We start from the raw sequence: 22,300 nt of genomic DNA, 5'->3' as shown, positions 1-22,300 counted from the left end.
AAGGAACAATCCGCAAACGGATTGTGGGAATGAAAGATTCCAGGATAATAGTTTTCCTTTGCCTTGAACGTCGGGACTGAGTAAGAAATATTTGAGAAAAATTTCTTACAATTAAGAAAATATTTCATTGCAATTCTGTAATTTTCCGTGCTAATCTCCGTTCATTGCAAGACTCCACGCACTAATTTCCCATCTCCCGGGACGCAGTTTTCGTTTTCATACTCATCGCAGATCCATATCCATCGACCGAATAAGCGGTGCTGAAATCCAGCCCGCCGGGCATTAGGTCATTTGACGTAATTGTTGACGCGCAAAGCAGTACGCCTGCGCGCAGGGAGAGCTTTTGTCTCACCGCTCGCTGATGACTGTGGCGAAAGCAGTAAGAACTTGCAGGAAACATATCCTTCGGAGGCAAAGATGATAGCGATCAACAAAAACCGGCTTTCTACTGGTTTCATTTCTATGACTGTCGCAGTGCTCGTCGTGATGTTTCTGTGCAGTATCCACGCGACGGCCCAGTACACCACAGCCCGCCTTAGCGGCACAGTTCTGGATAAGTCCGGCGCAGCCCTTGTAGGCGCCGTCGTAATGGCACAGGAAGTGCAGACCGGCTATAAGCAGACGGTGAAGACCGGGACTTCTGGCCAGTATCTCTTGCCCAGTCTGCCGGTGGGCAGTTACAACATCACCGTTAGCATGGCGGGTTACTCTTCCTACGTGCAGAAGGGAATCGTATTGGCGGTCGGCCAGGCGGCAACCAGCGACTTCGAATTGCAGGTGGGTTCGGCGAGCGATCAGGTGACGGTGACCGCCGATGCATCCCTGGTGACAACGGAGTCTGCGACCGTAGGCCAGCTTATCAACCAGCAGAATGTTTCTTCCCTGCCCCTGAATGGGCGCCAGGTGCAGCAACTCGTCTTTCTCATCCCCGGTGCGACCAATGTCAGCACGCAAAATTGTGGTGCGAGTTGCGAAGGCGGCACATTTCCAGGCGAGCAATATGCCAAGGTCAACGGCGGCGGAGCCAACGGCGTCTCCTACCTGCTGGATGGCGTAGATTTCAACGACCCGTATATCAATGCCAATCTGCCCTTCCCCAATCCAGACGCGGTGCAGGAGTTCAATGTCGACACCAACAATATGAGTGCGGCGTATGGAAATGCGATTGGCGGGATCGTCAATGTCGTGAGCAAATCCGGAACGGACAAGATTCATGGGAGCGCATTCGAATACCTGCGCAACTATGCTCTGGATGCGAGCAACTACTTCGCGACGTCGCCCGATCCATTGAAGCAAAATCAGTTCGGTGGCAGCATCGGCGGTCCGATTCTGAAGAACAGGCTATTTTATTTCGGATCGTACCAGGGCACGCGAACCAGCACGACCAATAACGGCCAGGTGCAATTTGTGCCTACGCTTGCCGAACGTCAAGGCGACTTCTCTGACTTGTTACCAGGCACGCAGTTAGTCGACCCCGTAACAGGAACGCCCTTTGCCAACAATCAGATTCCTCTGTCCCGTCTGAGTCCGGTCGCCAACTACCTGTTGCAGCATATTCCTCTTCCCAATGGCCCCGGCCGACAACTGACGTTCAACGGATCTCCCCTGGTGCAGAATACGAATGAGTATCTGGCCAAGGTGGACTACAACGTAGGCAAGCATCACCTGAGCGCCCGCTATTTCGAAACCGACTTCAACGTCCCCATCTTTTCGCCGCCCTCCGGCAACGTGCTCGAAATCGATACCAATCCCGCCCAGAAGCTGACACTCAAGAACGTGGGAGTAGTCGATCTTTATACGATCAGTCCCACTTTCTTCATGAGCAGTTATTTCGGTTACACCAGCCAGGTGGGCAAGAGTCTCTCCAACATCCCGTTCAACATGAACCAGGCAGGAGTAAACATCGCCCAACCTCCAAGTTCCGGAGGAGGTGTGGGACCCGGAATCGACTTCAGCGTATCCGGCGGCTTTGCCATTGACGGCAGCCATTACGGCAACTTCACGCGCGGTGACGAATCCCTGCGCGAAACCGCTACGCTGATTCGCGGTAAGCACGCAATCCAGTTCGGCGGCGAAGCATTGCGCATTCACACCCCCATGCAGAACGAGTACTCCGAAGATGGCAGCTTCGGATTCTCCAACAGTCTCTCAGGCGACAACACGGCCGATTTCCTGCTCGGCGCTCTGTCGTCCCTGAATCAGGGTGGCGGGCTCTATCTGAACTTCACCGGTATCAACTGGAGCGCCTTTGTTCAGGACGATTGGCGAGCCAACTCTCGGCTTACGATCAGCGCTGGCTTCCGTTGGGATCCCTTCATTCCTTACACGGATAGCGAAGGACGTGTTGCTTGCTTCCAGCCAGGTGCGCAGTCGACGCGCTTTCCCAATGCGCCTGCCGGGCTGCTCTTCGGCGGCAGCCATCATGACGCAGGCTGCCCCAAATCGTCTATGGACGATAATGCCTGGAACTTCGGACCGCGTTTAGGCTTCGCGCTGAAAGTTACGCAGGATGGAAAGACCAGTCTGCGCGGCGGAGCCGGCTATTACTACGAATCGCCCAACACAGTCGCATTTCAGGATGTAGTGGGCATTCCGCCCTTCGCTCCGATCGTAAGTCTGACGGATGTGAACCTATCCGACCCATACGGAAGCGCGGGCATCGCCAATCCCTTCCCCGCAGAGTTCGGGCCGTCCAATCCAGGGCCAAACGCAACCTTCCCGCAGGACATCTCCCTCTATCCTTATTTCTCTTTGCACTTCCGTCTTCCCATGGTGCTTACTCAAAACCTGACGCTGGAACACGGCTTCGGCCAAAGCTGGCTGGCTCGCGTGGCCTACATGGGCAGCGAGGGCACGCACCTGAATGGAACCGGCGATCAGGAGGCCGGGTTGCTGGCCATGAATCCCGCCACCTATATTCCGGGCCAATCCACAGAGGCAAACACGCAGCAACGCCGCCCTTATCCGAACTTCGGCCCGCTGTATGAACTCGATTCAGAAGTACACAGCAACTACAACGCGCTTCAGTTGACGCTGGAGAAACGCTTCTCGCAAGGCTTTGCCTTCCTCTCAAATTTCACATGGGCCAAGACGCTGGATGATTTTGGACCCGGAGGCTCAGGCGGTCATCAGAATCCAACCGGCAGCAATACCTGTACCTGTGGCCGCTTCTTCGACTATGGCCCCGACACGGGAGATATCAGCAAGACCTTCAAACTATCGGGAAGCTACCGGCCTCCGACCGCAAATCTGACAGGAGCTCTGGGAAGACTGGTCAATGGGTGGGAGCTGAGTGGAATCGCGACTGAGCTGAGCGGCTTCCCATTCACCATCTACGCCGACGACGACAATGCCTTCAGCGGAATCGGCAACGATCGCGCCGACCTCACTGTGCCAACCATCGGCAAAGCAATTCTCAGTACAGGACGGCCTCACACCCAACTGGTGCAGCAGTGGTTCAACACCAGCGCCTTTACAGCAAATGCAATTGGAACGTTTGGAAACTCCGGCAAGAACGTGCTGCGCGGACCGCGATATTTCGATGCCGACGTGGCCTTGCTTAAGAACACCCCGATCAAGGAAGGCATATCGGCACAATTCCGAGCCGAATTCTATAACGCCTTCAACAACGTCAATTTCGGCATGCCGGATTCGGGCCTGACCGACAGCGCCTTTGGACAGCTAACCTCCTCCTTGAGCCCGCGTATCATGCAGTTCTCGCTCAAGATACTCTTCTGATCCGACCACCACATTTGCACTCTTATGCGAATCATCTCCCCCTGATTCGCTCACCGTATAACTATCCGCTTAGAACATTTGCAGGAAAGGATATATGAATTCACCAAGTCAGGATGTCACACGCTTCAACGCAGGAACTATTAAGTTGGAGATTCATCGCAACGGAAAAGCTGCCGGCGAAGCCGCAGCACAAGCAGCAGCAGAAGAGCTTCGCCGCCTCGACCGGCTGGGCAAAGAGATAGCCGTGATCTTTGCCACCGGCGCTTCACAACTGGACACCCTCGAAGTGCTAACATCGATTCCCGGCCTGCCCTGGCAGAATGTGCTGGGCTTTCATCTGGATGAGTATGTAGGTCTGAGCGAAAATCATCCTGCATCCTTTCGCCATTATCTGCGCGAAAAGTTGACTAGCCGTGTGGCGATGCGCAGGTTCTTCGAGATCGATGGCAATGCCGCGGACATCGAAAAGTATGAACAGGAATATGCTCACATTCTTGAAGCTATGAATCCGCAGCTTTGCCTGCTCGGAATCGGCGAGAATGGGCACCTGGCATTCAACGACCCATCCGAGGCCGATTTCTACGATCCTCTGCCCATGAAGGTGGTAACTCTGGACAATGCGTGCCAGCAGCAACAAGTGTCGGAGGGGTGGTTCGCCAGCCTGGATGAAGTACCGCAGCAGGCTCTCACGCTTACCATTCCCACGTTGTTCCGAGTGCCAAAGCTGATTGCTTCAGTCCCCGGCATCCGCAAGGCTACTGCAGTCCGGCGTACACTCGAAGATCCAATTACGACGGACTGCCCCTCGACGCTTCTTCGCACGCATCCGGACGTCACGATCTATCTGGATGCCGAGTCCGCATCCGAATTGAGCGATGTACATCTGTCAACGAAATGATCGAGCAGCAGGCAATGGCTGAGATGGGAGAGAATGCAATGGCTGAAGAGAGCAAGCCGGGAATCGACCGTCGTACGTTCGTAAAACAGGCAGGCGGTGCAGTCCTCGCGACAGGACTCACCGCCAAGTCGTACGCACGCGTTCTGGGCGCCAATGATCGCATTCGGTTGGCTCAACTTGGATGCGGCGACCGTAGCGAAGGACATGTGCGCATGGTGCAGCTTGCCTCTAAGCAGATGCCCGTCGAAACCGTCGCGGTCTGTGACTTGTGGAGCGAAGCGCGCGAACATCGGGCGGCGCAGGTAAAGAAGGCTTTCAACCTGGAGCCGCAGAAGTTTAAGTACTCCGAGGAGATGCTGGCGCTCAAGGATATTGATGGCGTCATGATTGCAACCGGTGACTTTCAACATGCCAAGCTATGCACCGAAGTGGTGAAGGCAGGCAAAGACTGTTACGTCGAGAAGCCGTTTGCCAACGTGTTGTCCGAGGCCATCGAGGCGCGTAATGCGGTTAAGCAATCGAAGCAGATCGTGCAGATGGGCACGCAGCATCGCAGCCAGCCCTACCCGCTGGCAGTGAGGGATCTCATTCGCGCAGGACGAATCGGCGATGTGGTCCACATCGAGCAGGAATGGAATGTGAACGAAGGACGATGGCGATTCAAGCCCGAGGATACCGGCCTCAATCGAGAGATGCTGATGGACATCCACGTCGAGTGGAAGCAATGGCTCTATGGCAGGACATCGATGCTTCGCGAAGAAGATACCGACTGGAAGCGCTGGCTGCTCGGCAAACCAGATCGTCCGTTCGACCCGCATGTGTATCTCGAGTTCCGCCTCTACAAGGATTTCTCTTCAGGAATCTTCGATCAATGGCTCAGCCACGGCAGCGATATGGTTCATCTTTGGACAGACCAGGCGTATCCGGAAAGCGTAGTGTCCAACGGCGGAATTTTCACGTGGAAAGATGGGCGAGAAAATCCCGATACATGCGTTACTGCAATCACCTATCCGAAAGGATTTCTCTACACCTATAAGACGATCTTCGGGAACAGTTATAGAAGTTTCTCCAGGATTCAGGGTCGCGATGGCACCATTGAAAACTATGGCGGCGAAGGTGCATCTCTGTTTTGGGTCACGCAGGAAGGTGGACGGCAGGAGTTCGATCCACAGGATGCCGGCCCGGTCTACAACAGTGTCCCGATTGTCGGCCCTGCAAAAGATCGTGGCGAAATTCTCAAAGTTCCTGGCGCCCCTCCACCAGATTCACTCGGCCCCAACGACGATGATGTGGTTCATCTGACGAACTGGCTGCAGGCAATGCAAAATCGCACCCAGCCAAATGCCACGGTGGATCACGGCTTCTCGCATTCTCTGGTCTGCATCATGGCAGCGCAATCCTACTGGAGCGGCAAGAGACTCTATTGGGATCCGCACAACGAGCAGATTCTGGACCATCCAGTCTGATCATCCGAACTGGGGCGTAGCTCGTTCACATCTTCGGGCACACGAATCCACAGCATTGATTGTGGCGGCGATGTTATTGTTCGCCGCCAGGTTGCTATACATCATGAACCTTCTATGGGGGCTGGCAAATGAGAGTGGCTGGACGAATCTATGGGATGGCCATTGCGGCCGTATGTGTTTTGATTGCGGGAATCGGCTATGGGCAGACGACCGCTGAATCGCTGAAGAGCCTGCTTGCACAGCCGGTGCAGACAACGGATGTTACTGCCTTTCAACTGCAGCAGTATCTAAGCCACCGCATTACTCCCCTGCCTGCGCCAACAAATGCGAACGATTGGACTGCTCGGCAACAGCAACTGCGCAAACATATTCTCGATGACATCGCCTTTCATGGCTGGCCCGCCGACTGGGTACATTCAGCGCCAATCTTTCAGCAGGAGGGCTCCACAGAAACACGCGATGGGTATCGCGTAAGCAGATTTCGTTACGAGATTGTGCCCGGATTCTACGCGCCTGCCGTGCTCTACGTGCCGGAAAAGATCGAGGGTCACGTGCCTGCGATCCTGAACGTAATCGGCCATGAGCCGATGGGCAATGCGGCCGAGTATGAACAGAAGCGCAGCATCAACTTCGCCAAGCGAGGCATTATCGCGCTAAGTCTTGGATGGGTTGGCTTCGGCGAGATGCGTATCAAAGAAGACGACCACGATGACGCCGCAGCGCTCGATCTGGTTGGCTCCAATGCTCTGGGCTTCTTCTACCTGGGCATGCGTCGTGGCCTCGATTATCTGGCTTCCTTGCCGCAGGTGGACCCTACACGCCTGGGCATGACCGGCCTGTCCGGCGGTGGATGGCAAACGATTGTGCTGAGCGCCACGGACCCTCGCATTGCAGTGAGCGCAGAGGTGGCAGGCTTCGGATCCTTCGCGTTCAACATTGCACATGCGCGCGATGCTGATGAGATCGAAGAAAACGCCACCGATCTCAACCAAGGCTCGGACTACACTTTTCTCACCGCCATGCGTGCGCCACGCCCAACACTTTTGATCCACAATGCTGAAGATGATTGCTGCTTCCGCGCAGCGCTCGTCAAGCCGGATAACTACGATAGGATCAAGCCTTACTTCAACCTGTACGGCAAGGCCGACGCGTTGGCCTGGTATGAAAGCAGCGATCCCGGCACGCATAACTATCAGTTAGTGAACCGTCTGCATGCATATAGCTTCTTCGCCGAGCAATTTCATTTGCCTGCCATCACCGAAGAGATTCCAAGCTCCACTGAAATTAGAACGCCGGAAGAACTAACTTCAGGCATTCCAGCCAACAACCTCACCATAACTGGTTTGGCGCGAAAGCTCGCCGCCAACATCACCAGGCCAGCGATTCCATCCACCGGCAGCGACCGTGCCTCGTGGAGCATCACACAACGACAGAAGCTGAAAGACGTGATTCGCTTTTCGCCGGTTGCAGTAGAGAACGCATGGAGAATCACGGCCACCAAGCATATGGCGATGCGAACCATATCGTATCGGTTCGATCTCTCAAACGGACTCAGCGCTACAGGAATCTGGCTCAAGGCCAACGACGCAGGAGACAACAGTCCTGCGACAATCATTCTCAACGACAGTGGCTATGAAGCATCCAGCGAAGCAGTCTCCCGCCATGTCAATCACGGCGAACAGGTACTCTCTCTCGACCTGATCTTCAATGGCTTCACACGTCCGCAAACTCCCGATTCAACAGATTGGGAAACTCTTGTTTCGAGTGCCGGTGATCGCCCGCTTGGCCTCGAAGTATCACAGTTACTCGGCATTGCCCATTGGCTTCGCGACAACGGCGCGCACAACCAGATTCAGATCGAGACTGACGGCATCCGCTCCAGCGTGATAGCGGAGGTCGCGGCAGCACTCGAACCCAACGCATTCGATGTAATCACCACCCACCATGGGATGAAGAGCCTGCGCTACCTTCTCGACACTCCAGTCGCGTTTCGCAATGCACCCGATCTCTTCTGTCTCGATCTGTATAAGTACTTCGATGTCGACTCGATCACCACCATCGCCGCTCCGACCAAGGTCACAAATATTGCGGAGATCGAGAGCCAGCCAAAGGATGCAGACGGAGCAACAAAGTAGGATGAGTGCATTGAATGTTGCCGAGAGTACGCGCAAGCCATCCAGCATCCGCAGTTCAGGACGCGTACGATGGTGGATTGTCTGGACGCTGTTCTTCTCGACGGTGACCAACTACATCAGCCGCCAGAGCTTTTCCGTGCTGGCTCCGATGATCACCGCTCAATATCATTTAACGCACACCGACCTGGCTAAAATCCTGGGCGCATTCCAACTCTCCTACGCAGTGACCTGGCTTCTAGGCGGCATCTTCCTCGACGCTGTAGGAACGCGTATAGGGTTGGCCATCGCCGTGGTCTTCTGGTCTGTCGTCAACATCTTCACCGGCTTCGCAACGTCCGTCTTCAGCTTTGCTTCCTTCCGATTTCTTCTGGGAATAGGCGAGGGCTTCAATTGGCCGGGGGCCAGCAAGACGGTCGCCGAGTGGTTTCCCAGCGAAGAACGCAGCCTCGCCGTAGCAATCTTCGATAGCGGCTCCAGCATCGGAGGTGCCGTCGCAGCGCTCGCGATACCCCTCATTGCATTGAAATTTGGCTGGCGAATGGCCTTTGTCGCATCCGGGTTGCTAGGGTTTGTCTGGCTGTTCGTTTGGCTACGCGTGTACCATCCGATCGACCGCCATCCACGCGTAACGCAGGAAGAGGTTGCATTCATTCGCGCAGGCCAGGAGATTGCCCAGATCTCCCCGGTACGTGGCCCTCAACGTTGGATCAAGCTGCTCAGGGACAGGAATGTCTGGGGCATCGTTCTCGGACGCGCGCTGACCGACCCCATCTGGTGGTTCTACGTATTTTGGCTGCCGCAATATCTCAGCGACGCTCGTGGGTTTAGCCTGCAGCGCATCGCACTCTTTGCATGGATGCCGTTTATCGCCGCCGACCTTGGCAACTTCACCGGCGGCCTGATCTCCGGCTACTGCATTCGCCGCGGCATTTCCGTCGTACGAGCGCGCACTGGAGTATGCCTCATCAGTTGCCTGCCCATCCTTGCGGGCATCCCTGCCGTGAGTGTGCATAGCGTGTATGCCGCGCTGGCACTGATTTGTTTCGCCCTGTGGGGCTATGCGAGCTGGTCGACGATGGGCCTCACTCTACCCTCTGATCTGTTTCCGCAGGATGTCGTAGCTACCGTAACTGGATTGAGTGGACTGGCTGCGGGCCTGGTCGGTGTGGGTTTTACATTTGTCGTCGGGATTCTGGTCGATCGCTTTTCCTATGCTCCCGCATTCATGATGGCTGGGCTCTTGCCTCTGCTTGCAACAGCATGCCTGATCTTGCTGGTTCGCACACCTGGTGAACCAACAGCATCGTAGGCCTATGCGTAATGGACGCAGCTTGACCCGTTAAATTGTTGGGCGCGAACCGACGATGAGAATGTCGACGAGACGGCGAGCTGTTTGCTCCCAGCCGGGTTCATAAGCCGTGTGAAAGACACCTACAAGAGCACGAATAAGATCATCGGGATCTGTATCGTGGCGGAGATCGCCATTGGCGATGGCTCGTTCGGCGAGGCCGGCGAATGCGGCGCGGATGAGGCCACGTGACCCCATGATCAGGCGCGAAGAGCCGCCAGCGACGGTTTCCATCGCAGGCACAATGAGCATCTTGTGTGCAACATGGTCTATGAAGAGATTCATCCAGGCGCGGAGGGCGTCAAGCGGCGGCAGTGTCGCAGCAAAGCGTGCAGCAGCACCGGCAAGTCTTTCAACCTCACTGCGGTACACAGCTTCGATAAGCGCGTCACGAGTTGGAAAGTGACGATACAGCGTCGCGTTGCCGATGCCGGATTGCCGTGCGATCTCGTCAAGACTCGCAGCCGCACCATCTTGGGTAAAAACTTCCTTAGCTACCTCAAGGATGCGCTCACGATTACGCATCGCGTCGGCGCGAGGTTTGCGGACAGGCGGGGATGGCGGAAGCTTGCTTTTGGACATAGGACGAAAGGCTAAAATTTTCTGCAACCGGGGAGTATCCCCGTTTATCTTATTATCCGGGGACTGTTTCCGTTTTAGCCGACGGAGACGCAGAAGTCAATCGGCGCGATCATCACAGGGAGCGCCCAACAACAGGAGAATGACTATGCGAGTATTTGTGACCGGAGCGACAGGATTCATTGGAACAGAGTTCGTGAAAGAGTTGATTGCAGCAGGGCACCAGGTGCGTGGGCTCACACGCAGCGATGAGGGTGCGGAGCAGTTGAAGGCAGCAGGCGCGGAAGTGCATCGCGGCAACCTGACAGATCTGGACAGCCTCCGCAGCGGCGTGGCGGGCATGGATGTGGTGGTGAACCTGGCGTTCAGCCACGATTTCGAAAACTTCGCGAAGAATGCCGAAGACGAAATCAAGGCAATCAAAGCCCTGGGATCGGCGCTTGAGCCGGGCAAGCTGTTGGTAGTCACCTCAGGTACAGGGCTGGCAAGCGGCGGCCCGGGCCATCTGCGCATGGAGAGCGACCCGCCGGTGGACTTGCCATCGATCCCGCGGCGGCCGGAAAAAGCCGCACGCGAGGTAGCGGCAGAGCGAGGTCTTCATCTGGCGGTTGTGCGGTTGCCGCAGGTGCATGACACGCGCAAGCAGGGATTGGTGCCGCTCGTCACACAGGCTGCGCGTGAGAAGGGCATGTCGGTGTACGTGGGCGATGGCTCCAATCGTTGGGCCGCGGCCCAACTTCATGATGTCGCGCACCTCTACCGGCTGGTTGTCGAGAAAACTGGCGAAGGCGTATCGGTGTATCACGCGGTGCAGGAAGAAGGCGTATCCATGCGGGAGATCGCAGAGACGATCGGACAAGGGCTGAAGGTGCCAGTGGTTTCCATAACGCCGGAAAAAGCTGGTGAGCACTTCGGCTGGCTCGCGCACTTTGCGGGGACAGATATGCCGGCTTCGAGCGAGTGGACCCGCAAGGCACTGGGTTGGGAGCCGATTGGACCTGGCTTGATCGAAGATCTGACCAATATGAAGTACTTCTGACGAAAGATTTGACTACCAGGATGGCTCAAAGATCAGGCCCCAGAATCTCTCCGGGGCCTTACTTTTCTGTCATAGCTGTGGTCTGCCAGAGCGCAAAAGATTGTGTGACCTAAGCTTCGAGTACGAGACATATCCAGCGAACCCAATCATGGGTGAACTGCGACTGTCTGGTGACGGTCGCTGCGTTCGCCGACCGCCACTGTCAGGAATCAGTCGCTAATTTGCCACGCAATACTTAACTTCCTTCATCAAACTCCTGTTTTAACTGACGTATATAGAACACTTAGAGCATAAGTGCCTCAATCAACCGACTCCAGCCTCAGTGGCACTTCGGTTGCATAGATTCGTGGCATGGGCTTACTTGAAAACATCGAGTCTCCGTCAAACATCGCAACGAACAGTCTCCCTTCGGAAGGTTATGACCTTGTCATCCTGGGGGACGGGACAGGAGCAACGCTCGCCGCATGGACATTCGCTGCTCAAGGACAGCGTGTTGCGGTGATTGAGCGAAAGTACATAGGCGGCTCATGCCCGAACATTGCCTGTCTCCCCAGCAAGAACATTGTCCAGAGTGCAAGGGTTGCGTCCTACTTCCGTCGAGGCAAAGAGTTCGGTGCCATGACAGATAGCTTCGACATCGACATGCCCACGGTGCGAAACCGCAAGCGCTCGATGGTATTGGGATTAAATGACATGTATCGCGAAAACTTCAGGCAGACTGGGGCTGAGTTCATCCTTGGAGCAGGACGCTTCATCGGGCCGAGAGCTCTTGAAGTCACGCTTCCAGACGGGACAACTCGCCGACTCCACGGAACCAATGTGATCGTCAGCACGGGTACGCGAGCTGCTTCGGAACCAATTCCCGGGCTGTCGGATGCACAACCACTAACACACATCGAGGCGCTCGAACTGGATGTGGTCCCAGGTCACCTCATCGTAATTGGCGGAGGCTATGTCGGACTGGAACTATCGCAGGCGATGAGCCGGTTCGGTAGCAAGGTCACCGTCATCGATCGAAATGACCGCTTGCTCCACTTGGAAGATGAGGATGTAACCAGCGGTCTTGCCAGCTTGTTCACATACGAAGGCATCGACACGATTCTGAATGCAAAAGTGAAACATATCTCCGGTAGATCAGGCACTGCGGTAACCGTCGTTCTCGACCAGGGAGGAAGAGAAAAAACTCTCGTGGGCACTCACCTGCTTGTGGCGGCAGGCCGACGTCCAAACACAGAAAATATAGGCCTCGATCTGGCTGGGGTCGAGTTGAATGATCGCGGTTACATCAAGGTCAACGGACGGCTTGAGACAACCGCGCCAGGCGTATGGGCCATCGGCGAGGTAGCCGGAACCCCTCAGTTCACACATGTCAGTGTTGACGACTTCCGCGTTGTCCGCGACAACCTCGCAGGCGGCAATCACGTTACAACATGGCGCCTAATTCCCTACACCCTTTTCACAGATCCTGAACTTGCAAGAATCGGGCTGACGGAGAAGGAAGCCAAAGAGCAAAACATAGCCTATCGCTTGTTCAAAATCCCAATGGAGCGAGTGCTGCGAGCTCATACTCTCTCGGAGACACGCGGGTTCTTGAAAGCGTTAGTAGGTATCGACAACGATCTCATTCTTGGCTTTACCGCCTTCGCTGTCGATGCCGGCGAGATTATGGCATCCGTACAGACTGCGATGATAGCCGGGCTTCCGTATACCGCACTCCGCGATGCCATATGGGCACATCCAACACTTGTCGAAGGGTTAACTCCCCTGTTCTCCTCCGAGCCCACCCTGCCGGCAATCTCTTAAGGTTTACGCCGACACTATGGAACTCGTGATCGAACCCCTTGCTTTGAACAATCAGGTTCAGCTTTGGGTGATGGCAACTCTCGCGTTCGCCATCTTCTATAGCAACTACATGGTCGCGCCGCTCCTCCCCGCGTTTTTGAAGGAGTTTGCAGCACCTGCCTATCAACTGGGTTGGCTCATCGCAGGCTACCTGATTCCCTATGGTGTATCGACTCTCGCATTCGGTTTCAGCACTGCGCTAGCTATCTTCGCCTCGATACAGACACTATTAGGCTTTGCAGCTCTATACGGATTTAGAGGAGAACGGCCCAGCCGAGCTCGATCTGTTGAACTCACCACAACCTGATCAGTTACATTCCAGCTTCGTGCTCGAAAGCATACGGAACCTCTACCAAAATACCGTCTGCTTTGATGATTAGTTTTTGTCTTCCGATAGAATGGCTTTTCTTCCAAAATAACTGATTAGATAAAGAGACGCTCCGAGAGAGATAACATCCTTGAAGAGAAACAGGCCCAGGAAGCTCATGTAACTTATTCCGTGAACCACTCTCGTCGTGCCCGGCGTAGTAAGAATCATCGTGCTGGTCGTAAAGAACATGAACGTTGCGACGAAGCCGCCTAAGATACCAGCCTTGGGCTTCAGATAGCCGATCGCAAACAATACAGCCGCGATCCACTCCGTAAGACCAATCAAATCGGAACCGACATAGGGTCCGAATAATTTGAAATGCCAACTGATCAGCGGACTATTGGAAACCAGGGGAATGATGCCCTCGGCGCCTGGAGCAGTCATCTTATAAGCTCCGGCCCAGAGCAGCATCACGATCAAGCCCAGACTGGTGACCAGGAATGAAATATTACGATCATCTATCCATGCCGCTAATTGAGTTAACCTGCTCTTGGCTTGTGCATGAGAAGCTGCACCTTGTTCTGAAATCTTCATTTTTGTAACCTTCCGTCGCTTTCGTAAAATCCTACGCAATGTAATCCAGAATGTTTATTTGCAATCGAAGCGCCAAACGCAGCCGACCATTCTTTTCGGGGAGATTATCCAATTACTTCTCTTCTGCGCCCAGAATCAATGGGAAACTTCATCTCGTCTCGAATACCTATCTGATGAAGTTGCGACGTATTTCCGACACTGACGGATGTTAGTCGCGCGATTCGTCTCGGTACAAAATCTATACGGCCATACCGGCCGCGGACTTATAAATGTAACTCGGCTGCTTCAATAAACCTCTGTCCGATCAATCGGCAATCGCACCTGGAAAGTTGTCTTGTTTGGTTGCGAATCGAAAGCGACGGACCCGAAATGCTTTTGAACAACTCGCTGGACCGTATCAAGCCTCAGCCCCAGGCCGGTCCCGAAAGGCTTCGTAGTAAAGAACGGTTCAAAGACCCGGTTAGCGCACTCCGGAGGGATTCCCTGGCCCGTATCTGTAACTTCGACCAGCACCGTGTTTCCCTGCAATCTCGTCGACAGTGTAAGTGTTCCGGAGCCAGCCATCGCGTCCAGTGAGTTCTCTATAAGCGCTGCCCAAACTTGATTTAATTCGCTCCCAAAAGCTTTGAGCAAAGGTACATCGGGGCTATAGAAACGTCTGACTGTGATGCCAGTCAGTTTAGGCTGCGTGAGCTTCAGAACGATATCTAACGACGCGGAGATATTGACATCCTGAACCGGCTGTCGATCCATATACGAATAGTCTTTTACTGCGGTGACAAGGCGGAAGATCCTGTCAGCGGCATCGGCCACCGAAAGCATCGCCTTGTAAGAGGCAACGGTCTCCTGCACGTCGCAGATTACAAGGCAAAGCGACTGCGTCGGCACTAGCTGCTCCAGCTCCTGAAGTAAAGATAGAGGCACACCGGACTCAACAAGTATCGGGGCAAGTTTCCATGCCTCTGCGAAACCTTTCGATTCCAACCAGGATGTCAGTGAGTCTTCAAGCAACGCACTTTCCGCAAAAGCATTCTCCGTCGCACTGTGACGCGAGAAGGAAACCTGTGAACGTAATTTCGATAGCCAGTCTAGGTACGCATTGAGTTTGTCTTCTGCACCTAAAGCCATTCCAACTCGATACCGAGTTTTCTCATGATCGGCGTCAGACATGCTCAGTAATTGCGAGGCCGCACTCTTGGCAGCCGACGCAGGATTGTTTAGCTCGTGCGCGAGGTTTGCGGCCAGCTTATTCAGAGCGGCCAGCTTACCGATCTGCTCTTCCGCTCGTGTATATTCCCGGTTCCGATCAAGCAATACGCGGACAATTCGTTGTGTCATCGACGGTATTGCATTGAGGAGTTCTGAAAAATAGCTGTCGTGAAGCTCCAGTATCCACGTCTTCCCAGAGGACCTGCCGTCCGCGTTCCACGCCTTGATGCGCGAGAAGGGAGTCTTGCCTGTGATGCGCCCCGTTTGCCCAATCAGGACAGATACCGGACTGGATGAGTGACGATGAACAAGTACCTCGCCACTGAGGATGAACATCAGATGATGAGGTGGAGTTCCCTGGCTAAAAATAAGATCTCCATCGTCACCAAGCCTCTCGGTACCATGGATCGCGAGCCATGTGAACTCCTCTTCGGTCAGCCCCTTCAGATCTTCGATAGTGCGCAAAGCAGATACGATCTCTCCAACGCGCTTCTCAAGGAACATGGATTCAACCTTCCAATGCATCTGTTCCATCATTGGTATTGCTCATTGTCGATTCAGCATCGCCTGGACGTTGAGCAATCTGGTTCGCTACGTGACTCAGCGCACCCTGCAAAAAGTTAGATGCTCAGGATACTCCAACTAGGGAACCATGATGGTAAGGATGACTGAAAATACTCCACCTGAAAATGACTCAAGTGCTCAACCGTTGCTCTTCGTTGAAGCACACATCCTCAGATGTACGGAAGCAAAATACTCCTGTGCAGCGATTCGAAGATTTTGATCTTCCAGCACTAGATACCTTTGATCTCACCACCATCCATGCGCACAGAGGTGCCAGTCATCCACTTTGCTGCAGGTGACACCAGGTAGGCCATCAAGTCCGCAATTTCTTCCGGTGTCCCATAGCGAGCTATACCGGCTTTTTCAGGAAACAGCTTCGTGGCCTCTTCAACACTCATGCCGTGCTCCGGAGCCCAGTGCCCTATAAAGGAGCGACGACGACCAGTCATAACTGCGCCCGGAACTACGCTGTTAACCTGAACCCCATCTTTGATGCCCTGTTCGGCAAAGGCCTTCGCAAGCGCAATGATGGCAGCGTTGATGGTCGCCACCGCTGCAAAACCCGGCTTCGGATCCAGTGCCGCGCTTCCAGAGATTAAAACAACAGAGCCGCTCGAAGCCTTCAGTGCAGCCCAGGCCTGGACCGTGAGGCGACGTGCACCATGAAGCTTGAGTGACATGCCGTCATCCCACTGCGCATCTGTCATCTCAAACAAATCAATCTGTGGCACCGCGCCAGCAATGTTTACCAGGGCATCAATTCTCCCAAAGCGATTAAGCGTTCCATTGACGATAACTTCCGGCGACTGAGGCTCACGTAGATCGAGCGCGTAAATAAGTGATTCCGCACCGGCTGAATTGATCGCGGCAGCGGTCTTCTCCAATTCATCTTTATTTCGAGCTACGACTACAACCGCCGAGAAGTCACACGCTAACCGTAAAGCAGTGGCACGACCAATTCCCTGACTTGCGCCGGTTACAACAGCAACGGATTTGACTGCCATGAATATCCTTCTTAACTGACCTTGTAGCTCTAAGATGATCCGCGAGGACCGTTTCTATGACTTACAGCGACCCTCGCGGCTCAAAGGTTTATTTTGCTGACGTGCTCTGCGCAGCTTCCAGAATGATGTCCATTACGAGCTCCGGCGCCGTATGCATCGGGGTGTGGTCCACCTTGTGCGAACGAATGTTTGCTCCCATGCGCTCAGCCATGAACTTCTGGGTCGCAGGGTTGATCATCCGGTCCTCTTCGGCAAGAAGAAACCACGAAGGCTTCGTCTTCCATGCCGGAGCAGGTGCCTTCTCCTGGATGCAGTTGACCGAGATTGGCCGCTGCACTGCGGCCATGATGGCTAACTGCGCCGGAGCTGCCTCGTGAGCTACCGCATCGCCAAATCCTTCCTCCGGCATCCAGATCAACCCATACGAATCGGGAGCCAATTGGGGAGCCTTGGGATGAGGAGACGTCCGATAAAAGAGATCCGCGACAGTCTCCCCCTCATCAGGCGCCAGCGCCGCGATGTACACCAGTGATTTCACTCGCTCGTCTTCAACCGCATCGATCACGGCACCCGCATACGCATGTCCCACAAGGATCACGGGGCCAGTAGTTCTTTCGATCACGCGGCGAAGAGCAGCCGCATCCTCCGAAAGCGTTGTAAGAGGAATTGGCGCCGTCGTCACATTGAATCCCTTGTTCCTCAATGGCAAAATGACGTTACTCCAGCAAGATCCGTCAGCCCAGGCTCCATGAACCAGCACGGCTGTGCCCATTGGAGAAGAGGAACTCATCGTGAAACCTCCTTCGCAAGAAACGCCTTCATCGCCGAAGCGATCTCTACGACGTGCGTTTCAATAGCGAAGTGACCTGTATCCAGGAACTGGACCTGTGCATTAGGCAGGTCTTTACGAAACGCCTCAGCGCCCGCTGGAATGAAGAATGGATCGTTCTTGCCCCATATCGCCAGTAAAGGCGGTTTTGATTTGCGAAGATAGTCCTGAAACTGCGGATAAAGCTTCACGTTCGATGCGTAGTCCAGGAACAAGTCGAGCTGGATATCTTTGTTTCCCTGTCGTTCGAGCAAAGCGGCATCCAGGGTGTACGACTCAGGCGTCACGCCTTCCGGATTCGCTACTCCGTGCGTGTATTGCCAACGAGTTCCTTCAAAGTTCAGGATGTTTTGACGAATGACTTCCCTGTTTTCTCCGGTCGGTTCAGACCAGTATTTTCGAATGGGCGCCCACGCGTCGCCAAGACCCTCTTCATACGCATTGCCATTCTGTGAAACGATCGCGGTGATTCGTTCGGGGTGCCTCATCGCCAGGCGAAAGCCTGTGGGAGCACCGTAATCGAACACGTAAATCGCGTAGTGCTCTAAACCGAGAGCATCCGTGAACGCCTCCAATGTATGTGCCAGCGCATCGAACGAGTAGGCATAGGCTCGTGTCTCAGGCACTCTTGTAAACCCAAAACCGGGCAGGTCTGGCGCGATCACTCTAAACTGGTCAGCCAGGCGTGGAATAAGCTCGCGAAACATGAAGGACGATGTGGGAAATCCATGGAGCAGAAGCACAACCGGTGCATCGGGGTCACCGGCCGTCCTGTAGAAAACCTCAACTCCATCTGCTTCAACTGTATGAACGGATGTCAACGGTATCGTGAACTTGGCAAGGACAGCACTCATAAAGCCTCTTCTCTCTAGTTGGTGTGGACGAGTTTCTGTTGCATCTCCGCTTTGATTGGGTTTTCTCCTGGAACTAGCGAGCACCCGTGGATTTCTCATTGCACTCGCAGTGCCAAAACCCGAACTGTTGAGCCGCCCTTAAGCGCAAAGCTAACCCCTTGTCTTCCCGCAAGATAGGCAATGCGAAGGCAAAAAGGGTTCATCGCTCGCTGACCAAGATGAGACGAATATCCAACAGTGACGGAAGTTAGTCGCAGGATTTGTCGCGTGAGCGATTCGCCATCGTACCCACGCCGTCGGGAATCTGGGCTTCCATAATTCACTGCGGCAAAGGAAGAGTGCTTCAACTTCATCGCAGGGCGTCAGCCCAAACTATGCGCGGGAGGAAATAGGGCGAACAATACGATGCTTCCTCATCTTGTACACAAAAGAGGTGCGCTTCATTCCCAACCGTTCGGCCGCGCCGCTCCGACCCCCTACAACCCAATTGCTGGCCTCAAGAGCGCGAAGGATGTGATCTCGTTCGACTTCTTCCAGACCCGTCATTGGCGCGTTCGCTGGTCTTGCGGCGCTGAAAGGCTCAAGCTCTGAGCTGGGTGCTCGCAAAACAGTATGAGGAGAAAGGATCACTGCGCGCTCGATGAAATTCTGCAGCTCACGAACATTTCCCGGCCACTGATATCGCACGAGAGCATCCATTGTCTCCGCAGGAATAGTGTCAATCCTCTTGTTCATGCGTCGTGCATACAGCTCTGTAAAGTGCCAGACCAGCTTCGGTATATCCTCCACACGTTGCCGCAAAGTTGGAACATGGATCGGGAATACTTTCAACCGATAGTAGAGATCTTCACGGAAAGTCATCTGCTTTATCATCAGAGTCAAATCACGATGCGTCGCCGCAACGAGACGGACATCTACCTTGTGAGTCCGGTTGCTCCCTAGCCTCTCGAATTCCTGCTCTTGCAACACTCGAAGCAGTTTTGCCTGGAGTTCCAGGGGAATATCGCCGACTTCGTCCAGGAAGAGCGTTCCTTTGTGGGCCAGTTCAAAGCGCCCCGTCTTCTGTGCAACAGCACCAGTAAATGCCCCCTTCTCGTGACCGAACAATTCGCTTTCAAGGAGACCAAGCGGAATCGCGGCGCAGTTCAACTTAACAAACGCGCGGTCTCGGCGGCTGCTCAAATTGTGAATAGCCCGGGCAATCAATTCCTTGCCAGTACCCGTCTCGCCTTGAATCAACACACTAGAATCGGTCGGCGCCACGACCGACACCAAATGCAACGCGCTCTTCAACGCGGAGCTATCGCCTACAATCGACCCAAACTCAGCGCGAAGCTCTTCTTCGAGATACAGCCTTCGCTTCGTCTCCTTGTCGCGATCCCTTATCGCCTTCTCATAATCCAACGCGTTCTCAACAGCAATGGCAACCTGAAGGGCAGCTTGTTCGAGAAACGTAACGTCAGCTTGCTCCAAAACTCTCTCTGACCGATTCAGCGCTGTCAGCACGCCGATGACACCGCTCCTGCCAATCAATGGGAGGCCGCAACCCGACACCAAGCCCTCAGCCGTGATCAGACGGTGGATACTCTGACCTGCTCCATCGACGAAGCTTTCCAGGTCATAGCAACCTTTCTCAAATTGGTTGACATGTGGACTCTTGCCGATCCGAAAAGCTTTGCCGCATATAAAACCGGCATGGGGTATGCTCGTTCCGTCCGACAGCACTCCACGCGGCTCCGGGTTGTACAGCGTGGTTACGCGCAATCCGTCACTGTCGCGATCAGGCAGCAGCAAAGCGCAAAAGTCACATCGCATCACTCTCAGCAGATCCGTAGATAACGTCTCTACTAAACGATGCATATCTAACTTCGACGTCATGCTGTTCGTTATTTCCAGAAGCAGCCGTAGTCGATCGCTTTCGAGCCGCAATCTCTCCTCATTGACATGACGCTCTATCGCAATTCCCGCGATATGCCCGGCGTTCTCGATCAATTGCAGATCGGCGGCGTCAGGGCTTCGCGGTTCACGATAATGAATGGCGAACGTCCCAAGAACCCGGCCTTCGCTCGTAAACAAGGGCCGCGACCACACTGCTCGAATCCCAAAAGGCAAGAGCCGATGACGATAGATATCCCAAACCGGATCAGTGAGAACGTCGTTTACATAGACCGGTTCCTTGCGATAAACGGCAGTACCACAGGATCCACCCTTTGGACCGATCGCCATCGATCCAGCACCAGAGATAAACCCCGGAAGACTGGGTGCGGCCGCGCAAAAAAGCTGCTTCCCATCCTCATGGGGGAGCCAGATAGTGCACAAAGTCCCGTCGTCCGGCGATTCAACCAGCCGGGCAATGATTGTGAGCACCTCCGCCAAAGGAGCTCCCGCGAGGATTAGCCGCAGAATATCGAGCACTGCTTTTGAAGAGAGCAGGCCTGGAGCGTTCTGCGCATCCACGGTGCTCGATACCAGCTTCGAAGCAGATTGTGTTACATACTCCATCAGTTCTCATTTCTCAACGCCTCTCCGCATGGAGAACGTATGGATAAATTGTAGTCCGAGATTGACGCAGCACTTGTCCGTTACGACCAAGATAGGGATGGCCAGATCACCTCAAAGGAACTTAAGTGGCCTATTCGTACGTTTCTTCGACCAGCTATTTCCCCAATCGGGCAGCTCACCCCATACCCTACAGGAATGGGGTGACGGAAACCATTGGCCAGAACAATCGGCTCCAGATTACAGGGGTTCAGCTAAAAGAAACCCAACCCTCCCGGCCAAGCGGGAAGCCTTTTCCAAGATAAATCGATCCGACGCGGTTAGGCTGCCTCTACGCTCAAGACAGGGAATAGCTCTCCTACTGCACTGTCTTCGTAGACGAGAGAGCCGCCGTGTCGATCACCCAATCCACGATCCGCTTATCCGGTAGCAGTGCCTGCGAAGGCATCCTATAGCTCAGGCCATCCAACCGCTTGCGAAGCCCACCTTCGATGCCGCCATACGAGAGCAACAGCGGAACCAACAACACCGTGTTTCCGCCTTTGCTAATCTGCTCGACTCTCTTGCGGAGCTGTTCCGTTGCAGCACTGCGCACTGGATCATCTGCATCATCGCGCAGTGTCAGGCATTCGATTCCAACGTAATGGCTCTGCTGCCCCATCTCGCTTGCCAGTAAAGCCATATCGTCAAGCCACAATTTGTTCTCACTGTCCGGAACCGGGCCGTGAGCCACAAGCACAACGACCTCATGCGCTGGATCACGGCTGACAGAGGCAGCTCTGTCACGAAGTATGTCGGCAACTATCCGATGGTGATCGAGTGCGGACGCCAGCCGAATAGGGACCGGTGAAGAAATCGGCTTTCTAGCTTCCGCGGTCATGCTCGGATCATGCGGCATTGATCGTATCGATCCGTGGTCCATCACCATGCCGCCACTGCCATGATCCATCTCCGCAAACATCTTCAAATCCTCAGGCTCCGCCGAACGGGAACCGAGTAGATACGAGATGCTATCGATCACAGAGCTGTGCGAACTGACAAACAGCGGCACCGCCACAATCGCAGTGACCTTACGAGCCACCAGACGGTCAACAGCCGCCTGCATTGAAGATCTCGTCGCCATGCCGAAAGCAATCTCGGTCGGCATCACAAGGTCCACCTGGTCTGCAACGTGTCGCACCTCTTCGTTCCATTCCTGGGCGCTGCCCCCATGCGCCAGGAGCAGAACTCCGACACGCGCATGAGGTTCACCAGCAGCCGGTACAGAAGGACTCTGCGCCTGAGCCTTGCTTAACTCAAAGCAGCAGAATAGTACGAAGACAAACAAGAATATTTTCCGCACGGTAATACGCTCCGATCTTTCAATTGGACATTGAGATTTCAGTTAGGCCC

At 54.5% G+C, this 22,300-nt stretch carries 16 protein-coding genes; 8 read left to right on the top strand and 8 right to left on the bottom strand.

From position 1 onward, the window contains the following. Positions 1-417: 417 nt before the first annotated feature. From OHL19_RS07635 to OHL19_RS07615, 5 genes are all read left to right on the top strand, one after another. The gene (locus OHL19_RS07635) at positions 418-3,738 is read left to right on the top strand and encodes a TonB-dependent receptor (protein WP_263357047.1); all 3,321 of its coding nucleotides are present in this window, start codon (positions 418-420) and stop codon (positions 3,736-3,738) included. 94 nt (positions 3,739-3,832) lie between these two features. Next, positions 3,833-4,636, top strand: a complete 804-nt coding sequence (locus OHL19_RS07630) for a glucosamine-6-phosphate deaminase (protein WP_263357046.1) — start codon at positions 3,833-3,835, stop codon at positions 4,634-4,636. A gap of 14 nt (positions 4,637-4,650) precedes the next feature. Further along, a complete protein-coding gene (locus OHL19_RS07625; protein ID WP_263357045.1) occupies positions 4,651-6,102 on the top strand; it encodes a Gfo/Idh/MocA family protein in 1,452 nt (483 codons plus the stop codon). A gap of 134 nt (positions 6,103-6,236) precedes the next feature. Next, positions 6,237-8,237, top strand: a complete 2,001-nt coding sequence (locus OHL19_RS07620) for an alpha/beta hydrolase family protein (protein ID WP_263357044.1) — start codon at positions 6,237-6,239, stop codon at positions 8,235-8,237. A 1-nt stretch (position 8,238) separates the two neighbouring features. Further along, positions 8,239-9,546, top strand: coding sequence for an MFS transporter (locus OHL19_RS07615; RefSeq protein WP_263357043.1), 1,308 nt, complete (start codon positions 8,239-8,241; stop codon positions 9,544-9,546). Between the two features lie 30 nt (positions 9,547-9,576). Here OHL19_RS07615 and OHL19_RS07610 read toward each other — a convergent pair whose 3' ends face one another. Beyond that, a complete protein-coding gene (locus OHL19_RS07610) occupies positions 9,577-10,194 on the bottom strand; it encodes a TetR/AcrR family transcriptional regulator (protein WP_317890549.1) in 618 nt (205 codons plus the stop codon). Positions 10,195-10,312: 118 nt separating this feature from the next. Here OHL19_RS07610 and OHL19_RS07605 point away from each other — a divergent pair, with 118 nt between their 5' ends. The 3 genes from OHL19_RS07605 to OHL19_RS07595 all read left to right on the top strand — a co-directional run bounded on the left by OHL19_RS07605 (position 10,313) and on the right by OHL19_RS07595 (position 13,352). Then, positions 10,313-11,203: an SDR family oxidoreductase gene (locus tag OHL19_RS07605; protein WP_263357042.1), complete on the top strand. Its 891-nt coding sequence runs from the start codon at positions 10,313-10,315 to the stop codon at positions 11,201-11,203. A 351-nt stretch (positions 11,204-11,554) separates the two neighbouring features. Next, positions 11,555-13,006, top strand: coding sequence for a dihydrolipoyl dehydrogenase family protein (locus OHL19_RS07600; protein ID WP_263357041.1), 1,452 nt, complete (start codon positions 11,555-11,557; stop codon positions 13,004-13,006). A 25-nt stretch (positions 13,007-13,031) separates the two neighbouring features. Continuing rightward, positions 13,032-13,352 (top strand): hypothetical protein, encoded by a 321-nt coding sequence (locus OHL19_RS07595; RefSeq protein ID WP_263357040.1) that lies wholly within the window; start codon positions 13,032-13,034, stop codon positions 13,350-13,352. A gap of 69 nt (positions 13,353-13,421) precedes the next feature. Here OHL19_RS07595 and OHL19_RS07590 read toward each other — a convergent pair whose 3' ends face one another. The 7 genes from OHL19_RS07590 to OHL19_RS07560 form a co-directional block, all read right to left on the bottom strand. Further along, positions 13,422-13,949: a DUF417 family protein gene (locus OHL19_RS07590; protein ID WP_263357039.1), complete on the bottom strand. Its 528-nt coding sequence runs from the start codon at positions 13,947-13,949 to the stop codon at positions 13,422-13,424. A 285-nt stretch (positions 13,950-14,234) separates the two neighbouring features. Beyond that, positions 14,235-15,695, bottom strand: a complete 1,461-nt coding sequence (locus tag OHL19_RS07585) for a sensor histidine kinase (protein ID WP_263357038.1) — start codon at positions 15,693-15,695, stop codon at positions 14,235-14,237. 257 nt (positions 15,696-15,952) lie between these two features. After that, positions 15,953-16,726, bottom strand: coding sequence for an SDR family oxidoreductase (locus tag OHL19_RS07580; RefSeq protein WP_263357037.1), 774 nt, complete (start codon positions 16,724-16,726; stop codon positions 15,953-15,955). An 88-nt stretch (positions 16,727-16,814) separates the two neighbouring features. After that, complete coding sequence (locus tag OHL19_RS07575) at positions 16,815-17,516, bottom strand: alpha/beta fold hydrolase (protein WP_263357036.1); 702 nt, start codon at positions 17,514-17,516, stop codon at positions 16,815-16,817. Next, positions 17,513-18,409 carry an alpha/beta fold hydrolase gene (locus OHL19_RS07570; RefSeq protein ID WP_263357035.1) on the bottom strand — a complete coding sequence of 299 codons (897 nt, stop codon included), beginning with the start codon at positions 18,407-18,409 and terminating at the stop codon, positions 17,513-17,515. Before OHL19_RS07570 ends, OHL19_RS07575 begins: the two co-directional genes overlap by 4 nt. 372 nt (positions 18,410-18,781) lie before the next feature. Beyond that, positions 18,782-20,911, bottom strand: coding sequence for a sigma 54-interacting transcriptional regulator (locus tag OHL19_RS07565; protein WP_263357034.1), 2,130 nt, complete (start codon positions 20,909-20,911; stop codon positions 18,782-18,784). 355 nt (positions 20,912-21,266) lie between these two features. Further along, entirely contained in the window at positions 21,267-22,250 is a 984-nt protein-coding gene (locus OHL19_RS07560) for a sirohydrochlorin chelatase (RefSeq protein WP_263357033.1), read from the bottom strand. Positions 22,251-22,300: the final 50 nt, after the last annotated feature.

Source organism: Acidicapsa ligni (genome assembly GCF_025685655.1).
Taxonomy (GTDB): Bacteria; Acidobacteriota; Terriglobia; order Terriglobales; family Acidobacteriaceae; genus Acidicapsa; species Acidicapsa ligni.
The sequence above is the reverse complement of the archived record's forward strand: the minus strand, read 5'-3'. Positions and strand labels throughout refer to the sequence as shown.